The following is a 19,185-nucleotide window of genomic DNA, read 5'->3' on the forward strand; positions in this document are numbered from 1 at the left end:
GCGACCGGCGCAGAGGCGCCGTCACCCGGTCTTCGGCCACCGGGGCGAATCGGATTGGGTCCGGCAGTCGTGTTTTTCGCCGGCCCGAGGAGCGTCAGCCGCGACCGGCGTACGGCATCCCGGTCGCGAGGATGGTCATCGTGGGCACGCTGACGCCGAGCGGCAGCTGGGCCATGGCGACCACCGCGTCGGCGACGTGCTGCGGGTCGAAGGTCGGCTCGGGGCGTACGGTGCCGTCGGCCTGACGTGCGCCGACGGCGATGCCGGCGGTCATCTCGGTGGCCGCGTTGCCGATGTCGATCTGGCCGACGGCGATGTCGTGGGCGCGGCCGTCGAGGGCGAGCGCGCGGGTGAGGCCGGTGATCGCATGCTTGGAGGTGGTGTAGGCGGCGCTGCCGGGGCGGGGTACATGGGCGGAGATCGAGCCGTTGTTGATGATCCGCCCTCCGCGCGGTTCCTGCCGCTTCATCTGGGCGAAGGCCTCGCGGGCGCACAGGAAGGAGCCGGTGACGTTGATCGCGAGCGTTGCGGCGAACTCCGCGGGCTCGACCTCGTCGACGTCGCCGCTCGGCCCGAAGGTGCCCGCGTTGTTGACCAGCAGGTCCACACGCCCCCACATCCCCACGGCCGCGGCGAACGCCGCCTCGACCTCGGCGGCGTCGGTGACATCGGTCGGCAGCACGAGGGACCGCGCCATCACCGACGCGGTCTCCTCGAGCAAGGCCTTGGTGCGCCCGAGCAGGGCGACCTGGAAGCCTGCCCCGTCGAGGGCCTGGGCGATCACCCTGCCCAGGCCGGAGCCGGCACCGGTGACGACGGCGACCGGCATCACGTGAACTGCCGCGACAGGACCGCGTGCCGGTTGACGTCCTTGTAGAGCAGGTAGCGGAACCGGTCGGGTCCACCGGCGTAGCAGGCCTGCGGACAGAACGCCCGCAGCCACATGAAGTCGCCCTCCTGCACCTCCACCCAGTCCTTGTTGAGCAAGTAGACGGCCTTGCCCTCGAGGACGTAGAGCCCGTGCTCCATCACGTGCGTCTCCGGGAACGGGATCGCGCCACCCGGCTCGAAGCTGACGATGTTGACGTGCATGTCGTGGCGTACGTCATCGGGGTCGACGAACCGCTGGGTCTTCCAGGCGCCGTTGGTGCCGGGCATCTCGCCGCCCTCGACGTCGGTCTCGTTGGTGACGAACGCCTCCGGCACCTCGATCCCCTCGACCCGCTGGTAGGCCTTGCGGATCCAGTGGAAGCGGGCGACCTGGCCGCTGGTGTTGTGCAGCGTCCAGGTGGAGCCGGGCGGGAGGAAGGCGTAGCCGCCGGGGGCGAGGTCGTGCTTCTCGCCCTCGACCGAGAGCGTCAGCGCGCCCTCGACCACGAACAGGACACCCTCGGCACCCGGGTCGAGCTCGGGCTTGTCGCTGCCGCCGCCGGGCGAGACCTCGACGATGTACTGGGAGAAGGTCTCGGCGAAGCCCGAGAGCGGCCGGGCGATCACCCACAGCCGGGTGCCCTCCCAGAACGGGAGCTTGCTGGTGACGATGTCGCGCATGGTGCCCCGCGGGAGCACGGCGTACGCCTCGGTGAAGACGGCCCGGTCCGTGGTCAGCTCACGCTGCGACGGGTGGCCGCCGGTCGGGGCGTAGTAGCGGCCAGGAGGGTTGTGTGCTGCGCTCATGGTCGGGCTCCTTCTCGGGTGACTCGGGTGAGCAGCCGGCCCTGGGGCGCGGCCTCGATGTCGATCTTCTCGCCACGCAGCCAGGTCTGGCGGACGACGCCGGCGAGGGATCGGCCGTGATACGGCGTGACGGCGTTCTTGTGGTGGAGCTTCGCGGCGTCGACGACGTAGGAGTCCTCGGGCGCGAAGACGGCGAAGTCTGCGTCGTGGCCGACCGCGATCTGCCCCTTGGTCGTCAACCCTGCGTGGCGGGCCGGCGCCTCGGACATCCAGCGGGCGACGTCGGCGAGCGCGAACCCGCGCGCCCGGGCCTCGGTCCAGACCGCCGACAGGCCGAGCTGGAGCGAGGAGATGCCGCCCCAGGCGACCCCGAAGTCGCCGCTGTCGAGCGCCTTCAGGTCGGGGGTCGAGGGCGAGTGGTCGGTGACGACCATGTCGATGACGCCTTCGCGCAGGCCCTGCCAGAGCAGCTCGCGGTTGGTCGCCTCCCGGATCGGCGGGCAGCACTTGTACTGCGTCGCGCCGTCGGGGATCTCCTCCGCGGCGAAGGTCAGGTAGTGCGGGCAGGTCTCCGCGGTGATCGGGACGCCGTCGCGGCGGGCCGAGGCCAGCATCGCGAGCACGTCGGAGCTGGAGACGTGCAGGATGTGGACGCGGCAGCCGGTCCACCGGGCCAGCTCGATCACCTGGGCGATGGCCAGGTTCTCCGCGCCCCGCGGCCGGCTGTGCAGGAATCTTTCGTACGTCCCGCCCGCCGCCTCCGGCGCGTGCTCGATTGAGTGCGCATCCTCGGCGTGGACGATCAGCAGACCGTCGAAGGAGGCGATCTCGCGCATCGCCAGCTCGAGCTGTGCACTGTCGAGCGGCGGGAACTCGTCGACGCCCGAGTGCAGCAGGAAGCACTTGAACCCGGAGACGCCCGCCTCGTGCAGAGGTCGCAGCTCGGCGACGTTGCCGGGGATGGCGCCGCCCCAGAAGCCGATGTCGACGAAGGCCTGGCTCGCCGCCGTCTTGCGCTTCAGGTCGAGCGCCGGCAGGTCGCAGGTGGGCGGGATGCTGTTGAGCGGCATATCGACGATGGTGGTGACCCCGCCGGCGGCCGCGGCACGGGTCGCCGAGGCGAAGCCCTCCCACTCGGTCCGGCCCGGGTCGTTGACGTGCACGTGGGCATCGACGACCCCGGGCATCAGCACCTCGTCGTCGGCGAGCTCGACCACGCGGGCCGCGGTCAGGCCTGGCTCGACCGCGACGATCTTCCCGTCGCGTACTCCCACGCTGCCCGCTGTCTCACCCTCCGGGGTCACCATCCGCGCCGCCCGGATCACGACATCGAGATCTCGACTCACACCGTCACCTCCGCATCATCGACTGCCACCACCCGGGTCCGCTGGCGACCGAGGCCGGTCACCTCGGCCTCGACCACGTGCCCCTCGCGCAGGAAGGGCCGGGGCTCGGGTCGCAACGCTGCGACCCCGCCAGGTGTCCCGGTCAGCACCAGGTCGCCGGGCTCGAGTGTCATCAGCGTACTGAGGTAGGCGAGGAGCTCGCCGACGCTGTTGGCCATCCGAGTCGTCGAACCGTGCTGGCGCCGCTCGCCGTCGACCCACAGCTCCAGGGCGAGGGCCTGCGGGTCGTTCACGGCGTCGGACGTGACGAGCCACGGCCCGATGGGGGTGAACGTGTCGGCACACTTCCCCTTCGCCCAGGTCGGCCCGGCCGCGATGCGCGCCCGCTCGCTGACGTCGTCGGCGGTGAGGTAGCCGCCGACCGCGGCCAGGGCCTGTCGTGGATCCGGGCAGCGGGACAGCCTTCGCCCGATCACCACACCCAGCTCGACCTCGTAGTCGGTCATCGTCGAGCCCGGCGGCAGCTCGATCGCATCGTAGGGACCGACGATCGTGGTCGAGGGCTTGAGGAACACGACCGGCTCGTCCGGGATCGCGACCCCGGCCTCCTCGGCATGGTCCTCGTAGTTGAGCCCGATCCCGACGACCTTGCCCGGCCTCGCCACGGGCGGCCCGATCCGGGTGCCGTCGGGGACTCTCGGAAGTACGCCCGCGGCGACCGCCTCTCGGATCAGTCGGAGCCGCTCGGGGTCGCCGAGCAGGTCACCGTCGATCGCCGACACGACGGCCGACAGGTCGCGCAGAACGTCGTTGTTGTCGAGGACCGCGGGGCGTTCCGCACCCGGCGTACCCACGCTCAGCAGTCTCATGCGTCCTCCTCGGATGCTGACCGAGTTACCTCGGTCTCGTTGCATTCCCCTCGCGGAACTCCACGAAGGAGGTGGGCACTCACCGAGTTACCTCGGTGAACATTCCGCGGGCCGCTGTCGCGGCCTCCTTGGATGCCGACCGAGTTACCTCGGTCTCGTTGCACTCCCCTCGCGGAACTCCACGAAGGAGGTGACCGCTCACCGAGTTACCTCGGTGAGCATTCCGCCGCTCGCTTATGCCGCCTCCTCGGATACCGACCGAGTTACCTCGGTCTCGCTGCAGTCCCCTCGCAGAACTCCACGAAGGAGGTGACCGCTCACCGAGTTACCTCGGTGAGCATTCCGGCGCTCGCTCATACGTCCTCCTTGACGAGATGGTCGGCGGCGATCCGCTCTGCGATCTGCTCGAGCAGGGCCGCTGCATCGCTCAGGCAGCGCTGCCGGTCGGGTTCGATGTCCATCAAGGCGTACGCAGCACCGATCCCGGCCGCCCGCAGCCGGTCGTGGTCGAGGTGGTTGACCCCGCAGACCGCCACGACCGGGACACCGGCGCGTGCAGCCGCGGCGGCGACCCCGGCCGGGGCCTTGCCGTGCAGGGTCTGCTCGTCGAGAGCCCCTTCGCCGGTGACGACGAGGGCCGCGCCCTCCAGCCCCGAGCCGAAGTCGACCAGCTCGAGCACGAGGTCGATCCCGGAGCGCAGCTCGGCGCCCAGGAGGGCGACGGCGGCGAACCCGACACCGCCGGCAGCGCCGGCGCCGGGGTGGTCCCGGAGGTCGGCGCCGGTCTCCTCCGCGACAACCGCGGCCCAGTGGCCGAGGGCAGCGTCGAGGCGTCGCACCTGGTCGGGATCGGCACCCTTCTGCGGCCCGTAGACCGCGGCCGCGCCGCGGGGCCCGGTCAGCGGGTTGTCGACGTCGCAGGCGACGGTGATCTCGACCCCGGCGACCCGGCGCAACAGAGCGGTGAGGTCGAGCCGGGCCACGTCCTCGAGGCCGACGCCGCCATCGGCCACCGGAGCGCCCGAGGCCCCGAGCAGCCGGACGCCGAGCCCGCGGAGCAGACCCGCTCCCCCGTCGGTGCTGGCGCTGCCGCCGATGCCGAGCACCACCCGGCGACAGCCGGCGTCGATCGCGGCCGCCATCGCCTGACCGACCCCGAGGCTGGAGGCGCCCAACGGGTCCGGCGCCCCGGGAAGCCGGGCGAGCCCGGCCGCGTCGGCGAGCTCGACGACGGCGGTGTCGTCGCGACGGGCGTACGCGGTCCTCACCGGTGACCCGGTCGGTCCGGTCACCGTGACCGGGACGAGGTCGAACCCGGCGGACTCGGCCGCCGCCAGGGTGCCGTCGCCGCCGTCGGCGACGGGGATCGTGTCGACGATGACGTCGGGACGCCCCCGGCGCATCCCCGCGCTCACCGCGGCCGCGACCTCGGCAGCGGTGAGCGACCCCTTGAACTTGTCGGAGGCGACCAGCACACGGACCATGACTCAGTCCAGCGGGACGAGCGCGGTCGGGGCGTGCTCACCACGCTCGGCCAGCTCCTCGAACTCGACGACGCCGTCGATCTCGAGGCCCATCGAGACGTTGGTGACCCGCTCGAGGATGACCTCGACCAGCACCGGCACCCGATACTCCGCCTGAAGCGCCTTGGCCTTCTCGAAGGCGGCACCCAGGTCGGCGGGGTCGGTCACCCGGATCGCCTTGCAGCCCAGCCCCTCGGCCACCTTGAGGTGGTCGACGCCGTAGCCGTCGACCTCGGGGCTGTTGACGTTGTCGAAGGCGAGCTGGACGCAGTAGTCCATCTCGAAGCCGCGCTGGGCCTGGCGGATCAGGCCGAGGTAGGAGTTGTTCACGACGACGTGGATGTAGGGGATGTTGAACTGGGCGCCGACGGCCAGCTCCTCGATCAGGAACTGGAAGTCGTAGTCGCCCGAGAGCGCGACGACCTGGCCGTCGGGGACGGCGGTCGCGACCCCCAGCGCGGCCGGAAGGGTCCAGCCGAGCGGACCGGCCTGACCGGCGTTGATCCAGTGCCGGGGCTGGTAGACGTGCAGCAGCTGCGCGGCCTGGATCTGGGAGAGGCCGATCGTGGTGACGTACCGGGTGCCGGCGCCGAAGGCGCGGTTCATCTCCTCGTAGACCCGCTGCGGCTTGATCGGGACGTTGTCGAAGTGCGTCTTGCGGTGAAGCGTCCGCTTGCGCTCGGCGCATTCCTCGGCCCAGGCAGCCCGGTCCGGGAGACGCCCGGCGCCCGCCCACTCGCGAGCGACGTCGAGAAGGCTCTCCAGCGCCGCGCGAGCGTCGGAGACGATCGAGTAGTCCGGTGCGAAGACCCGGCCGATCTGGGTCGGCTCGATGTCGACGTGCACGAACGTACGTCCGGCCGTGTAGGTCTCGACCGAGCCGGTGTGGCGGTTGGCCCACCGGTTGCCGATGCCGAGCACGAAGTCGCTGGCCAGCATGGTCGCGTTGCCGTAGCGGTGCGAGGTCTGCAGCCCCACCATGCCCGCGTTGAGCCGGTGGTCGTCCGGGATCGTGCCCCAGCCCATCAGCGTGGGGACGACGGGGACGCCGGTGACCTCGGCGAGCTCGACCAGCAGATCGGCTGCGTCGGCGTTGACCACGCCACCGCCCGCGACGATCAGCGGGCGCTCCGCGGCCAGCATCATGGTGAGCGCCTTCTCGGCCTGAGCGCGGCTGGCCGCCGGCTTCGCGATCGGCAAGGGTTCGTACGTCTCGATGTCGAAGTCGATCTCGGCCAGCTGGACGTCGAGCGGCAGGTCGACCAGGACCGGACCGGGACGCCCCTCGCGCATCAGCCGGAACGCCTTCTGGAAGGTGCCCGGGACTTGGGCGGGCTCCATGACGGTGACCGCCATCTTGGTGAGCGGGCCCGCGATGGCGGCGATGTCGACGGCCTGGAAGTCCTCCTTGTGGAGCTTCGCGACCGGCGCCTGGCCGGTGATGCACAGGATCGGGATCGAGTCTGCGGAGGCCGAGTAGAGACCGGTGACCATGTCGGTGCCGGCCGGGCCGGAGGTGCCGATGCAGACGCCGATGTTGCCGGCCTTCGCCCGGGTGTAGCCCTCGGCCATGTGCGAGGCGGCCTCGACGTGGCGGGCGAGCACGTGGTGGAGACCACCGTGCGCACGCATCGCGCTGTAGAACGGGTTGATCGCGGCACCGGGGAGGCCGAACAGCTGGGTCGCGCCCTCCTTCTCCAGGATCAGGACGGCGGCGTCGACCGCGCGCATGCGTGCCATCTCAGTTCTCCTTCTCAGTGACGGAGCCGCTCAGCCGCTCGACCCCGCGCAGCAGGGCGGAGTGGTCCAGGCCGCCGTCGCCGTTGGCCCGTGCGCTCGCCATCAGCTGGGCGACCAGCGAACCGAGCGGGACCGCGACGCCGGCCTCGCGGGCGGCGGAGGTGACGATCCCCATGTCCTTGTGGTGCAGGTCGATCCGGAAGCCGGGCCGGAAGGAGCGGGTCAGCATGTTCTCCTTCTTCTGGTTGAGCACGCTCGAACCGGCGAGCCCGCCGCCGAGCACCTCGAGGGCGGCCTTCGTGTCCACGCCGTACGCCTCGAGGAAGACGACCGCTTCCGAGAGTGCCTGGATGTTGGCGGCGACGATGAGCTGGTTGGCCGCCTTGACCGTCTGGCCGGCGCCGCTCGGGCCCACATGGACGATCGTCTTGCCGACGACGTCGAAGAGCGGCTTCGCGGTGGCGAAGTCGTCGGCTTCGCCACCGACCATGATCGAGAGGGCCGCGTTCTTGGCACCGGCCTCGCCACCGGAGACCGGGGCGTCGAGGATGCGGAAGCCACGCCCCGTGGCCTGCTCGGCGAGCGCCGCGCTCACGTCGGGCCGGATGCTGGAGAAGTCGATGATCAGCGCGCCGGCGGGGGCTGACTCGAAGACGCCGGCCTCGGCGGTGAGCACCTCCTCGACGTGGGGCGAGTCCGGCACCATGATGCAGACGACGTCGGCGTCGCGGCAGGCGTCGGCGGTGGATTCGGCTGCCCGGCCGCCCGCCGCGGCCAGGGCCCGGGTGCGCTCGGGGCTGTGGTCGAAGCCGGCGACGGTGTGACCGGCGCCGGCCAGGTGGGCGGCCATCGGGCTGCCCATGATGCCGAGGCCGATGAAGGCGATGGTGGTCATGATGATCTCTCCTGGGGGTCGTCAGCGGGTGGCGGTCGCGGCGCCGCGGCGGTCTCGCGGCAGCCAGTCGAAGCTCTCGGTCGTAGTCGTGGCGGGCTTGTACTCCAGCCCGACCCAGCCGGCGTATCCGGCCGCCTCGAGGGCGGCGAGCTGCCGCTCGAGCGGGAGATCGCCGGTGCCGGGCTCGTTGCGGCCCGGGGCGTCGGCGATCTGGACGTGGGCGATCCGAGCGGCGTACGCAGCGATCACCGCGTCGACGTCGTCGCCGTTCACGGCGAGGTGGTAGAGGTCGGCGAGCAGTCCGATGTTGGCCTCGCCGGCGCGGTCGATCGCCGCGATCGCGTCGGCGGCGGTGAGCAGCGGGTAGCGGTCGGCACCGCTGACCGGCTCGACCAGCACGGTGCCTCCGATGCGGGCTGCGGCGCGGGCGGCCAGCGCGAGGTTCTCGGCGCCGAGCTCGTCCTGCGCCTCGGCGGCGACGCCGTCGACACGGTTGCCGTAGAGCGCGTTGAAGGCGGTGCAGCCGAGCCGCTCGCCGATGCCGATGGTGGCGTCGATGTTGTCGCGGAACTCCGCCGACCGGGCCGGCCAGGAGACCAGGCCGCGGTCACCGCCGGGCATGTCACCGGCGAAGAAGTTGAGGCCGACCAGCTGCACGCCGGCGTCCTGCACGGCGGCGACGAAGGCGTCCGCGTCCTTGTCGGACGGCACCGCCTCGGCAAACGGCCACCAGAACTCCACCGCGTCGAAGCCGGCGGCCTTCACCGCCGCGGGGCGCTCGAGCAGCGGGAGCTCGGTGAACAGGATCGAGCAGTTCACCTCGTAGCGGAGCTGGTGGGACATGCTCACCATTCCTTCCGTAATGCGGAATTTGATTTCTGACATTCGAAATATAAGGATGTGAGCGGAGTCACGTCAACCCCGTGCAGGACTCGGCCGCAAACTGATGAAGAAACGACAACGGGCCTCCCGTGCACGTGCGCGGGCGTTGTACGTTCCTCCAAGACGCGGCTGACGGACTGCGGACCGTGGAGGCACCGTGCTACTGGCAGAGCTGTTGGAGACGCCCACCCTGGGCCTGCGACTCCTGCACGCCCCGGAGGGCTCGCTGGAGCGTCCGGTCGGGCGGACGATCACGATCGACCTGCTCGAGCCGGGCCGCTATCTGAACGGCGGGGAGCTCGTCCTCACCGGCCTCGTCTGGCGGCGAGGCCCCGAGGACAGCGAGACGTTCGTCTCCTCGATCGCCGACGGCGGCGCGACCTGTCTGCTGGCCGGAGCGGCCCTGCTCGGCGCGGTGCCCGACGACCTCGTGGAGGCCTGCCGACGCCACCACGTCGCCCTGGTCGAGGTGCCCGGAGACGTGGCGTTCGCCGACGTGACCGAGTACGTCGCGGCCGCCGGCGCCGCCGGCGCGAGCGCCCGGATGTCGGCCAGCCTGGCCCGCCAGCGCCAGCTCCTCTCCGCCATCGCCTCGGGCCGCAGCCTCGACGAGCTGGCCGCCCGGGTGGCCTCCGAGATCGGCCATGCGTGCCGGGTGCTGACCGCGAGCGGGCGCCATGTCGTACCCGGCCCCGGAGAGCTCGATCCGGACACGGTCGACGCGCTGACCCGCCGCTTCCTGACGGCCGACCTGCTGCCCGCCGTGGCCGAGGCGGGCGACCGCAGCTACTCCCTCTTCCCCATCGGATCGGGCCTGGCCGACCGCCTCACCGGATGGACCGTGGCGGTCGAGGGCGACCACACCACCTGGCCGCGGGAGGACCTCGACATGGTTCACGAGTTCGGTGCCATCACCGCGCTGGACCGCTCCCGGCGCGACGAGGGATTCCGGGTCCGGCGCCCCCTCGCGGCGGCGACCCTCTCCCACCTGGAGGCCGGTGCCTCACCTGCCGAGATCGCGACCGGGCTGCGCCAGTCCGGGCTCGATCCCGAGCGGCCGCTCGTGCTCGCCGTGGCCGAGCTCGGGCCGGGTGGTCCGCCGGACGCGGTCGCTGCGGTGCTCGAGGATGTGGCTCTCGGCCTGGGGCCGTCCGTGGTCGCGAGCGCCCGCGACGGCTGCGCCGTCGCGTTCCTCCCGTCCCGTCCGGACCTCACCGACCAGCTGCGCCGCTCGCTCACCCGGTTGGCGCCGGCGCTGGTCCGCGGCTCGCTGTCCGTGGGGCTGAGCGGCGAGAGCGGCATCGACGCGCTGGCCGGTGCGCTCGAGGAGGCCCGGTTCGCGCACCGGGTCGCCCGCTCCGGCGGCGGCGCGGTGGCGCTGTCCAGCTCGGAGGAGGTCACCTCGCACGTACTGCTGCTCGCCACGGTCCCCGACGACATCCGCCGCACCTACGCACAGCGCGTCCTCGGCCCCGTCCTCGAGCACGACCAGCGCACCGGCAGCGATCTGGTGCCGACGCTCGACCGGTTCCTGACGTACGCCGGGTCGTGGACGCGTACGGCCGAGTCGCTCCATCTCCACGTCAACAGCGTGCGCTACCGGATATCCCGGGTCGAGGAGCTGACCGGGCGTGACCTGACCACGATGGAGGATCGGGTCGACGTCTTCCTCGCGCTCCGATCGCTCTGATCCGCCGCCGGTGTAACACGTCGTTCGTAGGACTACTCGCCCTATCGGAACGACCGGATAGTCCTACGAACAGCGTGTTACATGCGATCCCGGAGCCGAGTTTCACCTCGCAGAAACCGATCCGAAACCGGCGGAACGCCATCCTGGAGGATCACACAAAGCCCGGATCCACGCCGACCCCATCTTCGGATGATCGGCGGGTGCCGCTCGGGACCCCAAGAGACCAGGCTGTGGTGAGAGTCACAGCTCACCTGCCCACCAGGGCGCCCCGAGAAAGGTGTGAGGATGAACGCGAGAGCAGTCCTGAGGTCGATCCGGCCCCAGAAGAAGGACGGTGGCCGCCCCACCCACCCCGTCGACGAGGTGCTCCCGGCGGGCAAGCTCGCCGTCTACGGCCTCCAGCACGTGCTCGCGTTCTACGCCGGAGCGGTGATCGTCCCGATCCTGCTCGCCAACTCGATTGGGTTGAGTCAGCAGGAGCTGATCCACCTGATCAACGCCGACCTGTTCACCTGCGGCATCGCCTCGATCATCCAGTCCGTCGGCTTCTGGAAGGTCGGCGTACGCCTGCCGCTGCTGCAGGGTGTCACCTTCACCGCCGTCTCGCCGATGATCGCGATCGGGCTCGCTGCCGGAGGCGGCACCGACGGGCTGCTCGTCATCTACGGCGCGGTGATCGTGGCCGGTCTGGCGACGTTCTTCATCGCCCCCTACTTCAGCCGGCTGATCCGGTTCTTCCCACCGGTCGTGACCGGCTCGGTGATCACCATCATCGGCATCGCGCTGCTCCCGGTCGCGGCCGGGGACGCCGTCGGCGGCGCGGGCCCGACCGCGGACCCGACGAGCGGCCGCAACCTGGCGTACGCCCTGGGCACCCTGGCCCTGATCGTCATCATCCAGCGCGTGTTCAAGGGCTTCATGGCCACCGTCGCCGTGCTCGTCGGCCTGGTCGTCGGCACCCTGGTCGCCTGGGCCCTCGGGGACGCCCACTTCGACGCGGTCGCCAGTTCCGACTGGGTGGGCGTGACCACGCCGTTCCACTTCGGCTGGCCGCAGTTCTCCGCCGCCGCGATCGTGTCCATGATCGTGGTCATGCTGATCACCGCCGTCGAGACCACCGGTGACGTCTTCGCCACCGGCGAGATCGTCGAGAAGCGGATCGGCCGCAACGACATCGCCCGCGCACTGCGCGCCGACGGCCTGGCCACCACCATCGGCGGCGTCTTCAACTCCTTCCCCTACACCTGCTTCGCCGAGAACGTCGGCCTCGTCCGGCTGACCCGGGTCAAGAGCCGCTGGGTGGTCGCCACCGCGGGTCTGATCATGGTGTTCATCGGACTCCTCCCGAAGGTCGGCGCGATCGTCGCCGGCATCCCGCACCCCGTCCTCGGCGGCGCCGCGCTGGCGATGTTCGCGACGGTCGCGGTCGTCGGCTTCCAGACGCTCAGCAAGGTCGACTTCCACGACCACCGCAACGTGGTGATCGTGGCGACCAGCGTCGGCCTGGCGATGTACGTCACCGCGCAGCCCGAGGTCTCCCAGGCCGTCCCGGGGTGGGCCGAGATCATCTTCGGCAGCGGCATCACCCTCGGCAGCCTCACCGCCATCGTGCTCAACATCCTGTTCCACCACGTCGGCCCGGACTACGGCCCGGCCGTCGCCGGCCAGCCCGGCGAGGGCGTCCGGCTCGACCAGGTCAACCAGATGGGACGTACGGAATTCGTGGAGACGTTCGACGGTCTCTTCCAGGGACCGCGGTGGATGGTCGAGCGGGCCTGGGAGCAACGGCCGTTCGCGGACACGCACGCCCTGCGCCGCGCCTTCCAGGACGCCCTCTTCAGCGGCTCCGTCGACGAGCAGCGCGAGCTGATCGAGGCCTACCCCGAGCTGGGTTCGCGCCTGGTCTCGGAGGGGATGGTCGGCGAGGAGTCGCTGCGCGACCAGTCCTCGCGCGGCCTGACCCACCTGGCCGAGCCGGACCAGGAGGCACTCACCTCGCTCACCGATGCCTACCACGAGCGCTTCGGCTTCCCGCTGGTCATCTCCGTACGCGACTCCGACTCGCTCGACCGGATCCTCGCCGAGGGTCGGTCGAGGCTCGGGAACTGCGAACGCCAGGAGCACGCCGCCGCGCTGATCGAGATCGCCAAGATCGCCGGCCACCGCTTCGACGACTTCCTGCGCGATGCCAACCCGATCCACAGCGCCCGCACCCGCAACCCGATCCGGAGCCAGCCATGACCACACCCAGCGCCCCCGGTGTCCCCGGTGTCACGGTCAACGGGGACCAGGTGCCCCTGACCGGGGTCGCCACCCACACCACCACCCTCGACTGGCTGCGAGGCCGCGGCCTGACCGGCGCCAAGGAGGGCTGCGCGGAGGGCGAGTGCGGCGCCTGCTCGGTGATGGTCGCCCGGCCCGGCACCATCTCGCCGACCGAGTGGACCTCGGTCAACGCCTGCCTCGTGCCGATCGCCGCGCTCGACGGCCAGGAGATCGTCACCAGCGAGGGGCTCGGATCCAGCAGCGACCTCCACCCGGTCCAGCAGGAGCTCGCCGTACGCGGCGGGTCGCAGTGCGGCTACTGCACCCCGGGCTTCGTCTGCAGCCTCGCCGCGGAGTACTACCGTCCGAGCCGCGAGCCGGCGGCAGAGGCCGACGGCACCGCCGCCTGCGACCACGAGCACGGCCCGAACGGCGTCGACCTGCACGCGCTGAGCGGCAACCTGTGCCGCTGCACCGGCTACCGCCCGATCCGGGACGCCGCCTACGCCCTCGGCGCACCCGAGGCCGACGACGCGTTCGCCGCGCGACAGCAGCAGCCGCCGCCCGAGGTCCGACCGACCCGGATCGCCGTCGACGGCGCCGAGTTCGTACGGCCTCGGTCGCTCACCGACGCGCTCGATCTTCTGGTCGAACGGCCGGAGGCGCAGATAGTCGCCGGCTCGACCGACTGGGGCGTGGAAGTCAACATCCGCGGCCGCCGGGCGCCGCTGGTCGTGGCGGTCGACCGCCTGCCCGAGCTGCGCGAGCTCTCCTTCCGGACCGGCCACGTGGAGATCGGTGCCGCCCTCACGCTGACCGAGATCGAGCGCAAGCTCAACGGCCGGGTCCCGCTCCTGGCCGAGCTCTTCCCGCAGTTCGCCTCGCGCCTGATCCGCAACGGCGCGACGATCGGCGGCAACATCGGCACCGCCTCCCCGATCGGCGACGCCCCGCCGGCGCTGCTCGCGCTCGACGCCGACGTCGTCCTGGCCTCGCCGCGCGGTGAGCGCGTCGTCCCGCTGGCCGACTACTTCACCGGCTACCGCGAGACGGTCCTGGCCGCGGACGAGCTGATCCGGAGCGTACGTCTCCCGCTGCCGCTGGCCCCGCTCGTCGGCTTCCACAAGATCGCCAAGCGCCGCTTCGACGACATCTCCAGCGTGGCCGTGGGCTATGCGCTCGAGATCGTCGACGGCACCGTCGTCCGCGCCCGGATCGGTCTGGGCGGCGTCGCCGCGACGCCCTTGCGCGCGGTCGCCACCGAGGACGCGCTGGTCGGCCGGCCCTGGACCGAGGAGTCCGTACGCCGCGCCGCGGCCGTCCTCGCGACCGAGGGCACCCCGATGGACGACCACCGTGCGAGCGCGTCCTACCGCTCGGCGATGCTCGGCCAGTCGCTGCTGCGGCTCTTCCACACCCACCGCCCTGCCGAACTGGAGGAGGTGCCCGTATGAGCGCCCTGTCCGAACGTCCCGAGAACCCCATCGTCGGGATCCCGCTCCCGCACGAGAGCGCCGCGCTGCACGTCACCGGCGAGGCGCTCTACACCGACGACCTGGTCGGCCGGATCGCCGGCACGCTGCACGCCTGGCCGGTCCAGGCCCCGCACACGCACGCCCTGGTCACCTCGCTCCGCCCGGACAAGGCGTACGAGGTCCCGGGCGTCGTCCGAGTGCTCACCGCCGACGACGTACCCGGTGTCAACGACGCGGGCGTCAAGCACGACGAGCCGCTCTTCCCCACCGAGGTGATGTTCCACGGCCACGCGGTGTGCTGGGTCCTGGGCGAGACACTCGAGGCCGCCCGGCTGGGCGCGGCCGCGGTCGAGGTCGACTACGAGCCGCTGCCGTCGCTGGTCACCGTGCCGGAGGCGATCGCCGCCGAGAGCTTCCAGGGCACCCCGCGCAACCTCGAGCGCGGCGACGCCGTCGCCGCCATCGAGAAGGCCGCCCATGTCTTCGAGGGCGAGTTCGAGTTCGCGGGCCAGGAGCACTTCTACCTCGAGACCCACGTCTCCCTCGCCCTGGTCGACGAGGGCGGCCAGGTGCTGGTGCACAGCAGCACCCAGCACCCCTCCGAGACCCAGGAGATCGTCGCCCACGTGCTCGGCGTCCCGAGCCACGAGGTCACCGTCCAGTGCCTGCGGATGGGCGGCGCGTTCGGCGGCAAGGAGATGCAGCCGCACGGCTACGCGGCCATCGCCGCGCTCGGCGCGCGGTTGACCGGGCGGCCCGTGCGACTGCGGCTCAACCGCACCCAGGACATCACCATGTCCGGCAAGCGCCACGGCTTCCACAGCACCTGGCGGGCCGGGTTCGACGACGAGGGGCACATCGTGGGCCTCGAGGCCACGCTCACCGCCGACGGCGGCTGGAGCCTCGACCTCTCCGAGCCGGTGCTGGCCCGCGCGCTGTGCCACATCGACAACGCCTACTGGGTGCCGAACATCCGGGTCGACGGCCGGGTCGCGCGCACCAACAAGACCTCGCAGACCGCCTTCCGCGGCTTCGGCGGACCGCAGGGCATGCTCGTCATGGAGGACCTGCTCGGCCGGTGCGCGCCGCTGCTCGGCATCGATCCGCTCGAGCTGCGGCGACGCAACTTCTACCAGCAGAACCAGACCACGCCGTACGGCCAAGCGGTCAAGCAGGCCGACCGGCTGGCGGCCTGCTGGGACCAGGTCGCCTCGTCCGGCGAGGTCACGCGGAGACGCGCGGAGATCGCCGACTTCAACAGTCGCCACCCCCACACCAAGCGGGGTCTGGCGATGACGCCGGTGAAGTTCGGCATCTCGTTCAACCTCACCGCCTTCAACCAGGCCGGCGCCCTCGTCCACGTCTACAAGGACGGCTCGGTGCTGATCAACCACGGCGGCACCGAGATGGGCCAGGGCCTGCACACCAAGATGCTCCAGGTGGCGGCCACCGCGCTCGGCCTCCCGTTGTCGCGCGTACGCCTCGCCCCGACCCGCACCGACAAGGTGCCCAACACCTCGGCGACCGCGGCCAGCTCCGGCGCGGACCTCAACGGGGCCGCGATCAAGAACGCCTGCGAGCAGATCCGCGAACGGCTCGCCCAGGTCGCCGGCGGCCGTCTCGGGATCAGCCCCAGCGACGTACGTTTCGATGACGGCGTCGTCCACGGCCTCTCCCCCGCTTCGGGGGAGATCGGCTGGAACGAGCTGGTCAACGCCGCCTACCACCAGCGAGTGCAGCTGTGGGCGGCCGGTTTCTACCGCACCGAGGGTCTGCACTGGGACCCCAACGTCATGCGGGGTGAGCCGTTCAAGTACTTCGCTAACGGGGTCGCGGCCGCCGAGGTCGAGGTCGACGGCTTCACCGGTGCCTACACGCTGCGGCGCGTCGACATCGTCCACGACGTCGGCGACAGCCTGAGCCCGCTGATCGACATCGGCCAGATCGAGGGCGGCTTCGTGCAGGGCGCCGGCTGGCTGACCCTGGAGGACCTGCGCTGGGACACCTCCGACGGACCGAACCGGGGCCGGCTGGCGACGCAGGCGGCGAGCACCTACAAGCTGCCGAGCTTTTCCGAGATGCCCGAGGACTTCCGCGTGAAGCTGCTCGAGAAGGCCCACGAGGAGGGTGCCGTCTACGGCTCCAAGGCCGTCGGCGAGCCGCCGCTGATGCTGGCCTTCTCGGTCCGCGAGGCGCTGCGCGAGGCGGCCGCCGCCTTCGGGCCGGCCGGCACCAGCGTCGACCTGGCCTCCCCGGCAACGCCCGAGGCGGTCTTCTGGGCGCTCGACCGGGCACGTACGCCCGAGGTGCCCGAGACCATGCCCCGCGAGGAAGTGATGACATGGAGTGGCTGAAGGCCGTCCAGCGGCTGCGTGAGCAGCGCGTTCCCGGCGTACTCGTGACCCTGACATCCGTACGCGGCCACTCGCCGCGCGAGGCCGGGGCGAAGATGGTCGTCTCGGCCGACCGCACCTGGGCCACCGTCGGTGGTGGCAACCTGGAGGCGGTCGCGATCGAGCGCGCCCGGGCGATGCTCGACGACGGTCTAGGCACACCGGAGTCGATGAAGGTGTCACTCTCCGACAAGGCGCCTTACCAGCACGGCGTGCAGTGCTGTGGCGGCGAGGTCGAGCTGCTGCTCGAGCCGTTGCCCGTGGTGCCGTCCGTGGCCGTCTTCGGGATGGGCCACGTCGGAGTCGAGCTGGCCCGCATCCTGGCCCGCCACGATCTCGAGCTGCACCTGGTCGACTCCCGCGCCGCCCAGCTCTCCCCTGAACACCTGCGCGGGCTGGACGACGCCGTTGCCGGCGTCCACGTCCACCAGGTGCCGGTGCTGCCCGAGCTCGTCATCGGCGAGCTGCCCGAGGGCACCCACGTCCTGATCATGACCCACGACCACGCCGAGGACGCCGCCCTGTGCGACGCGGCTCTGCGTGCCGGGCATCTCGGGTCGATCGGCCTGATCGGATCAAGCGCCAAGTGGAGCCGGTTCCGGGCCAAGCTCGCCGACGAGGGGCACGCCCCCGAGGCGATCGCCCGCATCACCACGCCCATCGGGCTTCCAGATCTCGGCGGCAAGGAGCCGGCCACGATCGCGGTCAGCGTCGCGGCCCGGCTGCTGCAACTCTTCGCGGGCGACCCCGCGAAGACCGAACAACAATCAAGGTGACATCCCGAATGACGCTCTACCGAGGGACCTTCCTCGACACTCCCGACGACCCCTTCACCGGCGGTCGGCTCCGCACCGAGCAGGACGGCGCGCTGCTCGTACGCGACGGAGTGATCCGCGCCCGCGGGTCGTTCGCCGACCTGCGCGGACAGCACCCCCAGGAGGAGGTCGTCGACCTCACCGGCGGCTTCGTGCTGCCCGGATTCGTCGACACCCACGTCCACTTCCCGCAGGTACGCGTCATCGGCGGCCTCGGCATGCCGCTGCTCGACTGGCTCGACCGGACCGCCCTCCCCGAGGAGGCACGCCTGGCCGACCCGGCCTACGCCGAGGGCGTGGCCACCGACTTCGTACGCGGCCTGGTCGGCGCGGGAACCACCACGGCGCTGGTCTTCGGCAGCCACTTCGCACCCGCCGTGGACACGGTCTTCGCCGAGGCCGCCCGCGTCGGGCTGCGGATCACCAGCGGCCTGGTGGTCAGCGACCGGCTCATCCGCGAGGACCTGTTCACCGACCCGGACCGGGCCCGGGAGGAGTCGCTCGCGCTCGCCGCCCGCTGGCACGGCGTCGGCCGAGCCCGCTACGCCGTGACCCCGCGGTTCTCGTTGTCGTGCACCGACGACCTGCTCGCGGCCTGCGCCGACGTGCTGAAGGCCGTACCCGGGGCGATGCTGACCTCCCACGTCAACGAGAACATCCGTGAGATCGAGACCGTCGAGGCGCTGTTCGGCTGCGACTACGTGACCTCCTACGACCGCCACGGCCTGGTCGGCCCCGGCACCGTCCTGGCGCACAACGTGCACCCCACCGACCCCGAGCTCGCACTGCTGGCCGCGCGCGGAGCCGCCGTCGCACACTGCCCCTCCAGCAACGCGGCCCTCGGCAGCGGCCTCTTCCCGCTCGCCCGCCACCGCGCCCACGGCGTACGCGTCGCGATGGGCTCCGACGTCGGCGCCGGGACCGGGTTCTCCCTGCTCAAGGAGGGCCTGGGGGCGTACGTTGCCCAGCAGCTCCTCGGCGAGGCCGGTCACCCCCTGACCCCCACCCACCTCCTCCACCTCGCCACGGTTGCCGGAGCCGAAGCCCTGGGCTTGGGAGCCGCCATCGGCGACTTCTCCCCCGGCCGCCGCTTCGACGCCCAGTGGATCAAGCCCGCCCCCAGCACCCCCCTAGACGTAGGCCTCGCCCACGCCTCGGACGCCGCCGACGCCCTAGCCAAGATGTTCGCCCTAGGCACCCCCGCTGACGTACGCAGCGTCTGGATCGAAGGCGACCTCATCACCGCCCCCGACCCCCACCTCGTCGGCTGACCTCACCCCAGCGCCGAGTCGGCGCATCCTGACGCAAAACCACGCCGAGTCGGCTCGTCATAACGAGCCGACTCGACGGGAATTCAGGTAAGGACGGGACGACTCGGCAGCACCCCGACGAGGCGTCACCCCCGCCGGCCGAGACGTCACGTACGTCGGCCGAGACGGCACGGAGGTCGGCCGAGTGGTCAAGCCGATGCCACCTCGGCCGACGCAAGTGACGCCTCGGCAGTCGTCGACAAGCTCGACTCGGCGCATCCTGACCCAAAACCAGGCCGAGTCGGCTCGTCATAACGAGCCGACTCGACGGGAATTCAGGTAAGGACGGGACGACTCGGCAGCAC

The 19,185-nt window shown here is 71.4% G+C and carries 14 protein-coding genes; 6 read left to right on the forward strand and 8 right to left on the reverse strand.

All coding sequences use genetic code 11. The annotated features are described in order from the left end of the window. Positions 1 to 94: 94 nt before the first annotated feature. The 8 genes from ACFU7D_RS06965 to ACFU7D_RS07000 all read right to left on the reverse strand — a co-directional run bounded on the left by ACFU7D_RS06965 (position 95) and on the right by ACFU7D_RS07000 (position 8,893). Positions 95 to 829: an SDR family oxidoreductase gene (locus ACFU7D_RS06965; protein WP_378864947.1), complete on the reverse strand. Its 735-nt coding sequence runs from the start codon at positions 827 to 829 to the stop codon at positions 95 to 97. Next, positions 829 to 1,677, reverse strand: a complete 849-nt coding sequence (locus ACFU7D_RS06970) for a bifunctional allantoicase/(S)-ureidoglycine aminohydrolase (protein WP_378864950.1) — start codon at positions 1,675 to 1,677, stop codon at positions 829 to 831. The genes ACFU7D_RS06965 and ACFU7D_RS06970 overlap by 1 nt, the downstream gene beginning before the upstream one ends. Further along, complete coding sequence (gene allB / locus ACFU7D_RS06975) at positions 1,674 to 3,023, reverse strand: allantoinase AllB (RefSeq protein ID WP_378864953.1); 1,350 nt, start codon at positions 3,021 to 3,023, stop codon at positions 1,674 to 1,676. The genes ACFU7D_RS06970 and allB overlap by 4 nt, the downstream gene beginning before the upstream one ends. Further along, entirely contained in the window at positions 3,020 to 3,892 is an 873-nt protein-coding gene (locus ACFU7D_RS06980; protein WP_378864956.1) for a fumarylacetoacetate hydrolase family protein, read from the reverse strand. Before ACFU7D_RS06980 ends, allB begins: the two co-directional genes overlap by 4 nt. A 353-nt stretch (positions 3,893 to 4,245) precedes the next feature. Then, positions 4,246 to 5,376 (reverse strand): glycerate kinase, encoded by a 1,131-nt coding sequence (locus tag ACFU7D_RS06985; protein WP_378864958.1) that lies wholly within the window; start codon positions 5,374 to 5,376, stop codon positions 4,246 to 4,248. Positions 5,377 to 5,379: 3 nt separating this feature from the next. Further along, positions 5,380 to 7,155 carry a glyoxylate carboligase gene (gene gcl, locus ACFU7D_RS06990; RefSeq protein ID WP_378864961.1) on the reverse strand — a complete coding sequence of 592 codons (1,776 nt, stop codon included), beginning with the start codon at positions 7,153 to 7,155 and terminating at the stop codon, positions 5,380 to 5,382. Between the two features lies 1 nt (position 7,156). Then, positions 7,157 to 8,050 carry a 2-hydroxy-3-oxopropionate reductase gene (locus tag ACFU7D_RS06995; RefSeq protein ID WP_378864964.1) on the reverse strand — a complete coding sequence of 298 codons (894 nt, stop codon included), beginning with the start codon at positions 8,048 to 8,050 and terminating at the stop codon, positions 7,157 to 7,159. A 21-nt stretch (positions 8,051 to 8,071) separates the two neighbouring features. Beyond that, positions 8,072 to 8,893, reverse strand: coding sequence for a hydroxypyruvate isomerase family protein (locus tag ACFU7D_RS07000; RefSeq protein WP_378864967.1), 822 nt, complete (start codon positions 8,891 to 8,893; stop codon positions 8,072 to 8,074). A 196-nt stretch (positions 8,894 to 9,089) separates the two neighbouring features. Between ACFU7D_RS07000 and ACFU7D_RS07005 the strand changes: the two genes are divergently transcribed. The 6 genes from ACFU7D_RS07005 (at position 9,090) to ACFU7D_RS07030 (ending at position 18,841) form a co-directional block, all read left to right on the forward strand. Continuing rightward, entirely contained in the window at positions 9,090 to 10,622 is a 1,533-nt protein-coding gene (locus tag ACFU7D_RS07005) for a PucR family transcriptional regulator (RefSeq protein WP_378864970.1), read from the forward strand. Between the two features lie 285 nt (positions 10,623 to 10,907). Continuing rightward, positions 10,908 to 12,863, forward strand: a complete 1,956-nt coding sequence (gene uraD / locus ACFU7D_RS07010) for a 2-oxo-4-hydroxy-4-carboxy-5-ureidoimidazoline decarboxylase (protein WP_378728840.1) — start codon at positions 10,908 to 10,910, stop codon at positions 12,861 to 12,863. Continuing rightward, positions 12,860 to 14,341 carry a xanthine dehydrogenase small subunit gene (locus ACFU7D_RS07015; RefSeq protein ID WP_378864973.1) on the forward strand — a complete coding sequence of 494 codons (1,482 nt, stop codon included), beginning with the start codon at positions 12,860 to 12,862 and terminating at the stop codon, positions 14,339 to 14,341. The genes uraD and ACFU7D_RS07015 overlap by 4 nt, the downstream gene beginning before the upstream one ends. Then, positions 14,338 to 16,716 carry a xanthine dehydrogenase molybdopterin binding subunit gene (xdhB, locus tag ACFU7D_RS07020; protein WP_378864976.1) on the forward strand — a complete coding sequence of 793 codons (2,379 nt, stop codon included), beginning with the start codon at positions 14,338 to 14,340 and terminating at the stop codon, positions 16,714 to 16,716. Before ACFU7D_RS07015 ends, xdhB begins: the two co-directional genes overlap by 4 nt. Further along, positions 16,704 to 17,531: a xanthine dehydrogenase accessory protein XdhC gene (gene xdhC / locus ACFU7D_RS07025; protein ID WP_378864979.1), complete on the forward strand. Its 828-nt coding sequence runs from the start codon at positions 16,704 to 16,706 to the stop codon at positions 17,529 to 17,531. Before xdhB ends, xdhC begins: the two co-directional genes overlap by 13 nt. Positions 17,532 to 17,539: 8 nt before the next feature. Next, positions 17,540 to 18,841, forward strand: coding sequence for a guanine deaminase (locus ACFU7D_RS07030; protein WP_378864983.1), 1,302 nt, complete (start codon positions 17,540 to 17,542; stop codon positions 18,839 to 18,841). Positions 18,842 to 19,185: the final 344 nt, after the last annotated feature.

Origin of the sequence: Nocardioides sp. NPDC057577 (assembly GCF_042801335.1) — a bacterium.
Classification (GTDB): Bacteria; Actinomycetota; Actinomycetes; order Propionibacteriales; family Nocardioidaceae; genus Nocardioides.

Coding starts and splice junctions, on each gene's coding strand:
- ACFU7D_RS06965 (WP_378864947.1), bottom strand. CDS start 829: ATGCCGGTCGCCGTCGTCACCGGTGCCGGCTCCGGCCTGGGCAGGGTG.
- ACFU7D_RS06970 (WP_378864950.1), bottom strand. CDS start 1,677: ATGAGCGCAGCACACAACCCTCCTGGCCGCTACTACGCCCCGACCGGC.
- ACFU7D_RS06980 (WP_378864956.1), bottom strand. CDS start 3,892: ATGAGACTGCTGAGCGTGGGTACGCCGGGTGCGGAACGCCCCGCGGTC.
- ACFU7D_RS06985 (WP_378864958.1), bottom strand. CDS start 5,376: ATGGTCCGTGTGCTGGTCGCCTCCGACAAGTTCAAGGGGTCGCTCACC.
- gcl (WP_378864961.1), bottom strand. CDS start 7,155: ATGGCACGCATGCGCGCGGTCGACGCCGCCGTCCTGATCCTGGAGAAG.
- ACFU7D_RS06995 (WP_378864964.1), bottom strand. CDS start 8,050: ATGACCACCATCGCCTTCATCGGCCTCGGCATCATGGGCAGCCCGATG.
- ACFU7D_RS07000 (WP_378864967.1), bottom strand. CDS start 8,893: ATGTCCCACCAGCTCCGCTACGAGGTGAACTGCTCGATCCTGTTCACC.
- uraD (WP_378728840.1), top strand. CDS start 10,908: ATGAACGCGAGAGCAGTCCTGAGGTCGATCCGGCCCCAGAAGAAGGAC.
- ACFU7D_RS07015 (WP_378864973.1), top strand. CDS start 12,860: ATGACCACACCCAGCGCCCCCGGTGTCCCCGGTGTCACGGTCAACGGG.
- xdhB (WP_378864976.1), top strand. CDS start 14,338: ATGAGCGCCCTGTCCGAACGTCCCGAGAACCCCATCGTCGGGATCCCG.
- xdhC (WP_378864979.1), top strand. CDS start 16,704: ATGGAGTGGCTGAAGGCCGTCCAGCGGCTGCGTGAGCAGCGCGTTCCC.
- ACFU7D_RS07030 (WP_378864983.1), top strand. CDS start 17,540: ATGACGCTCTACCGAGGGACCTTCCTCGACACTCCCGACGACCCCTTC.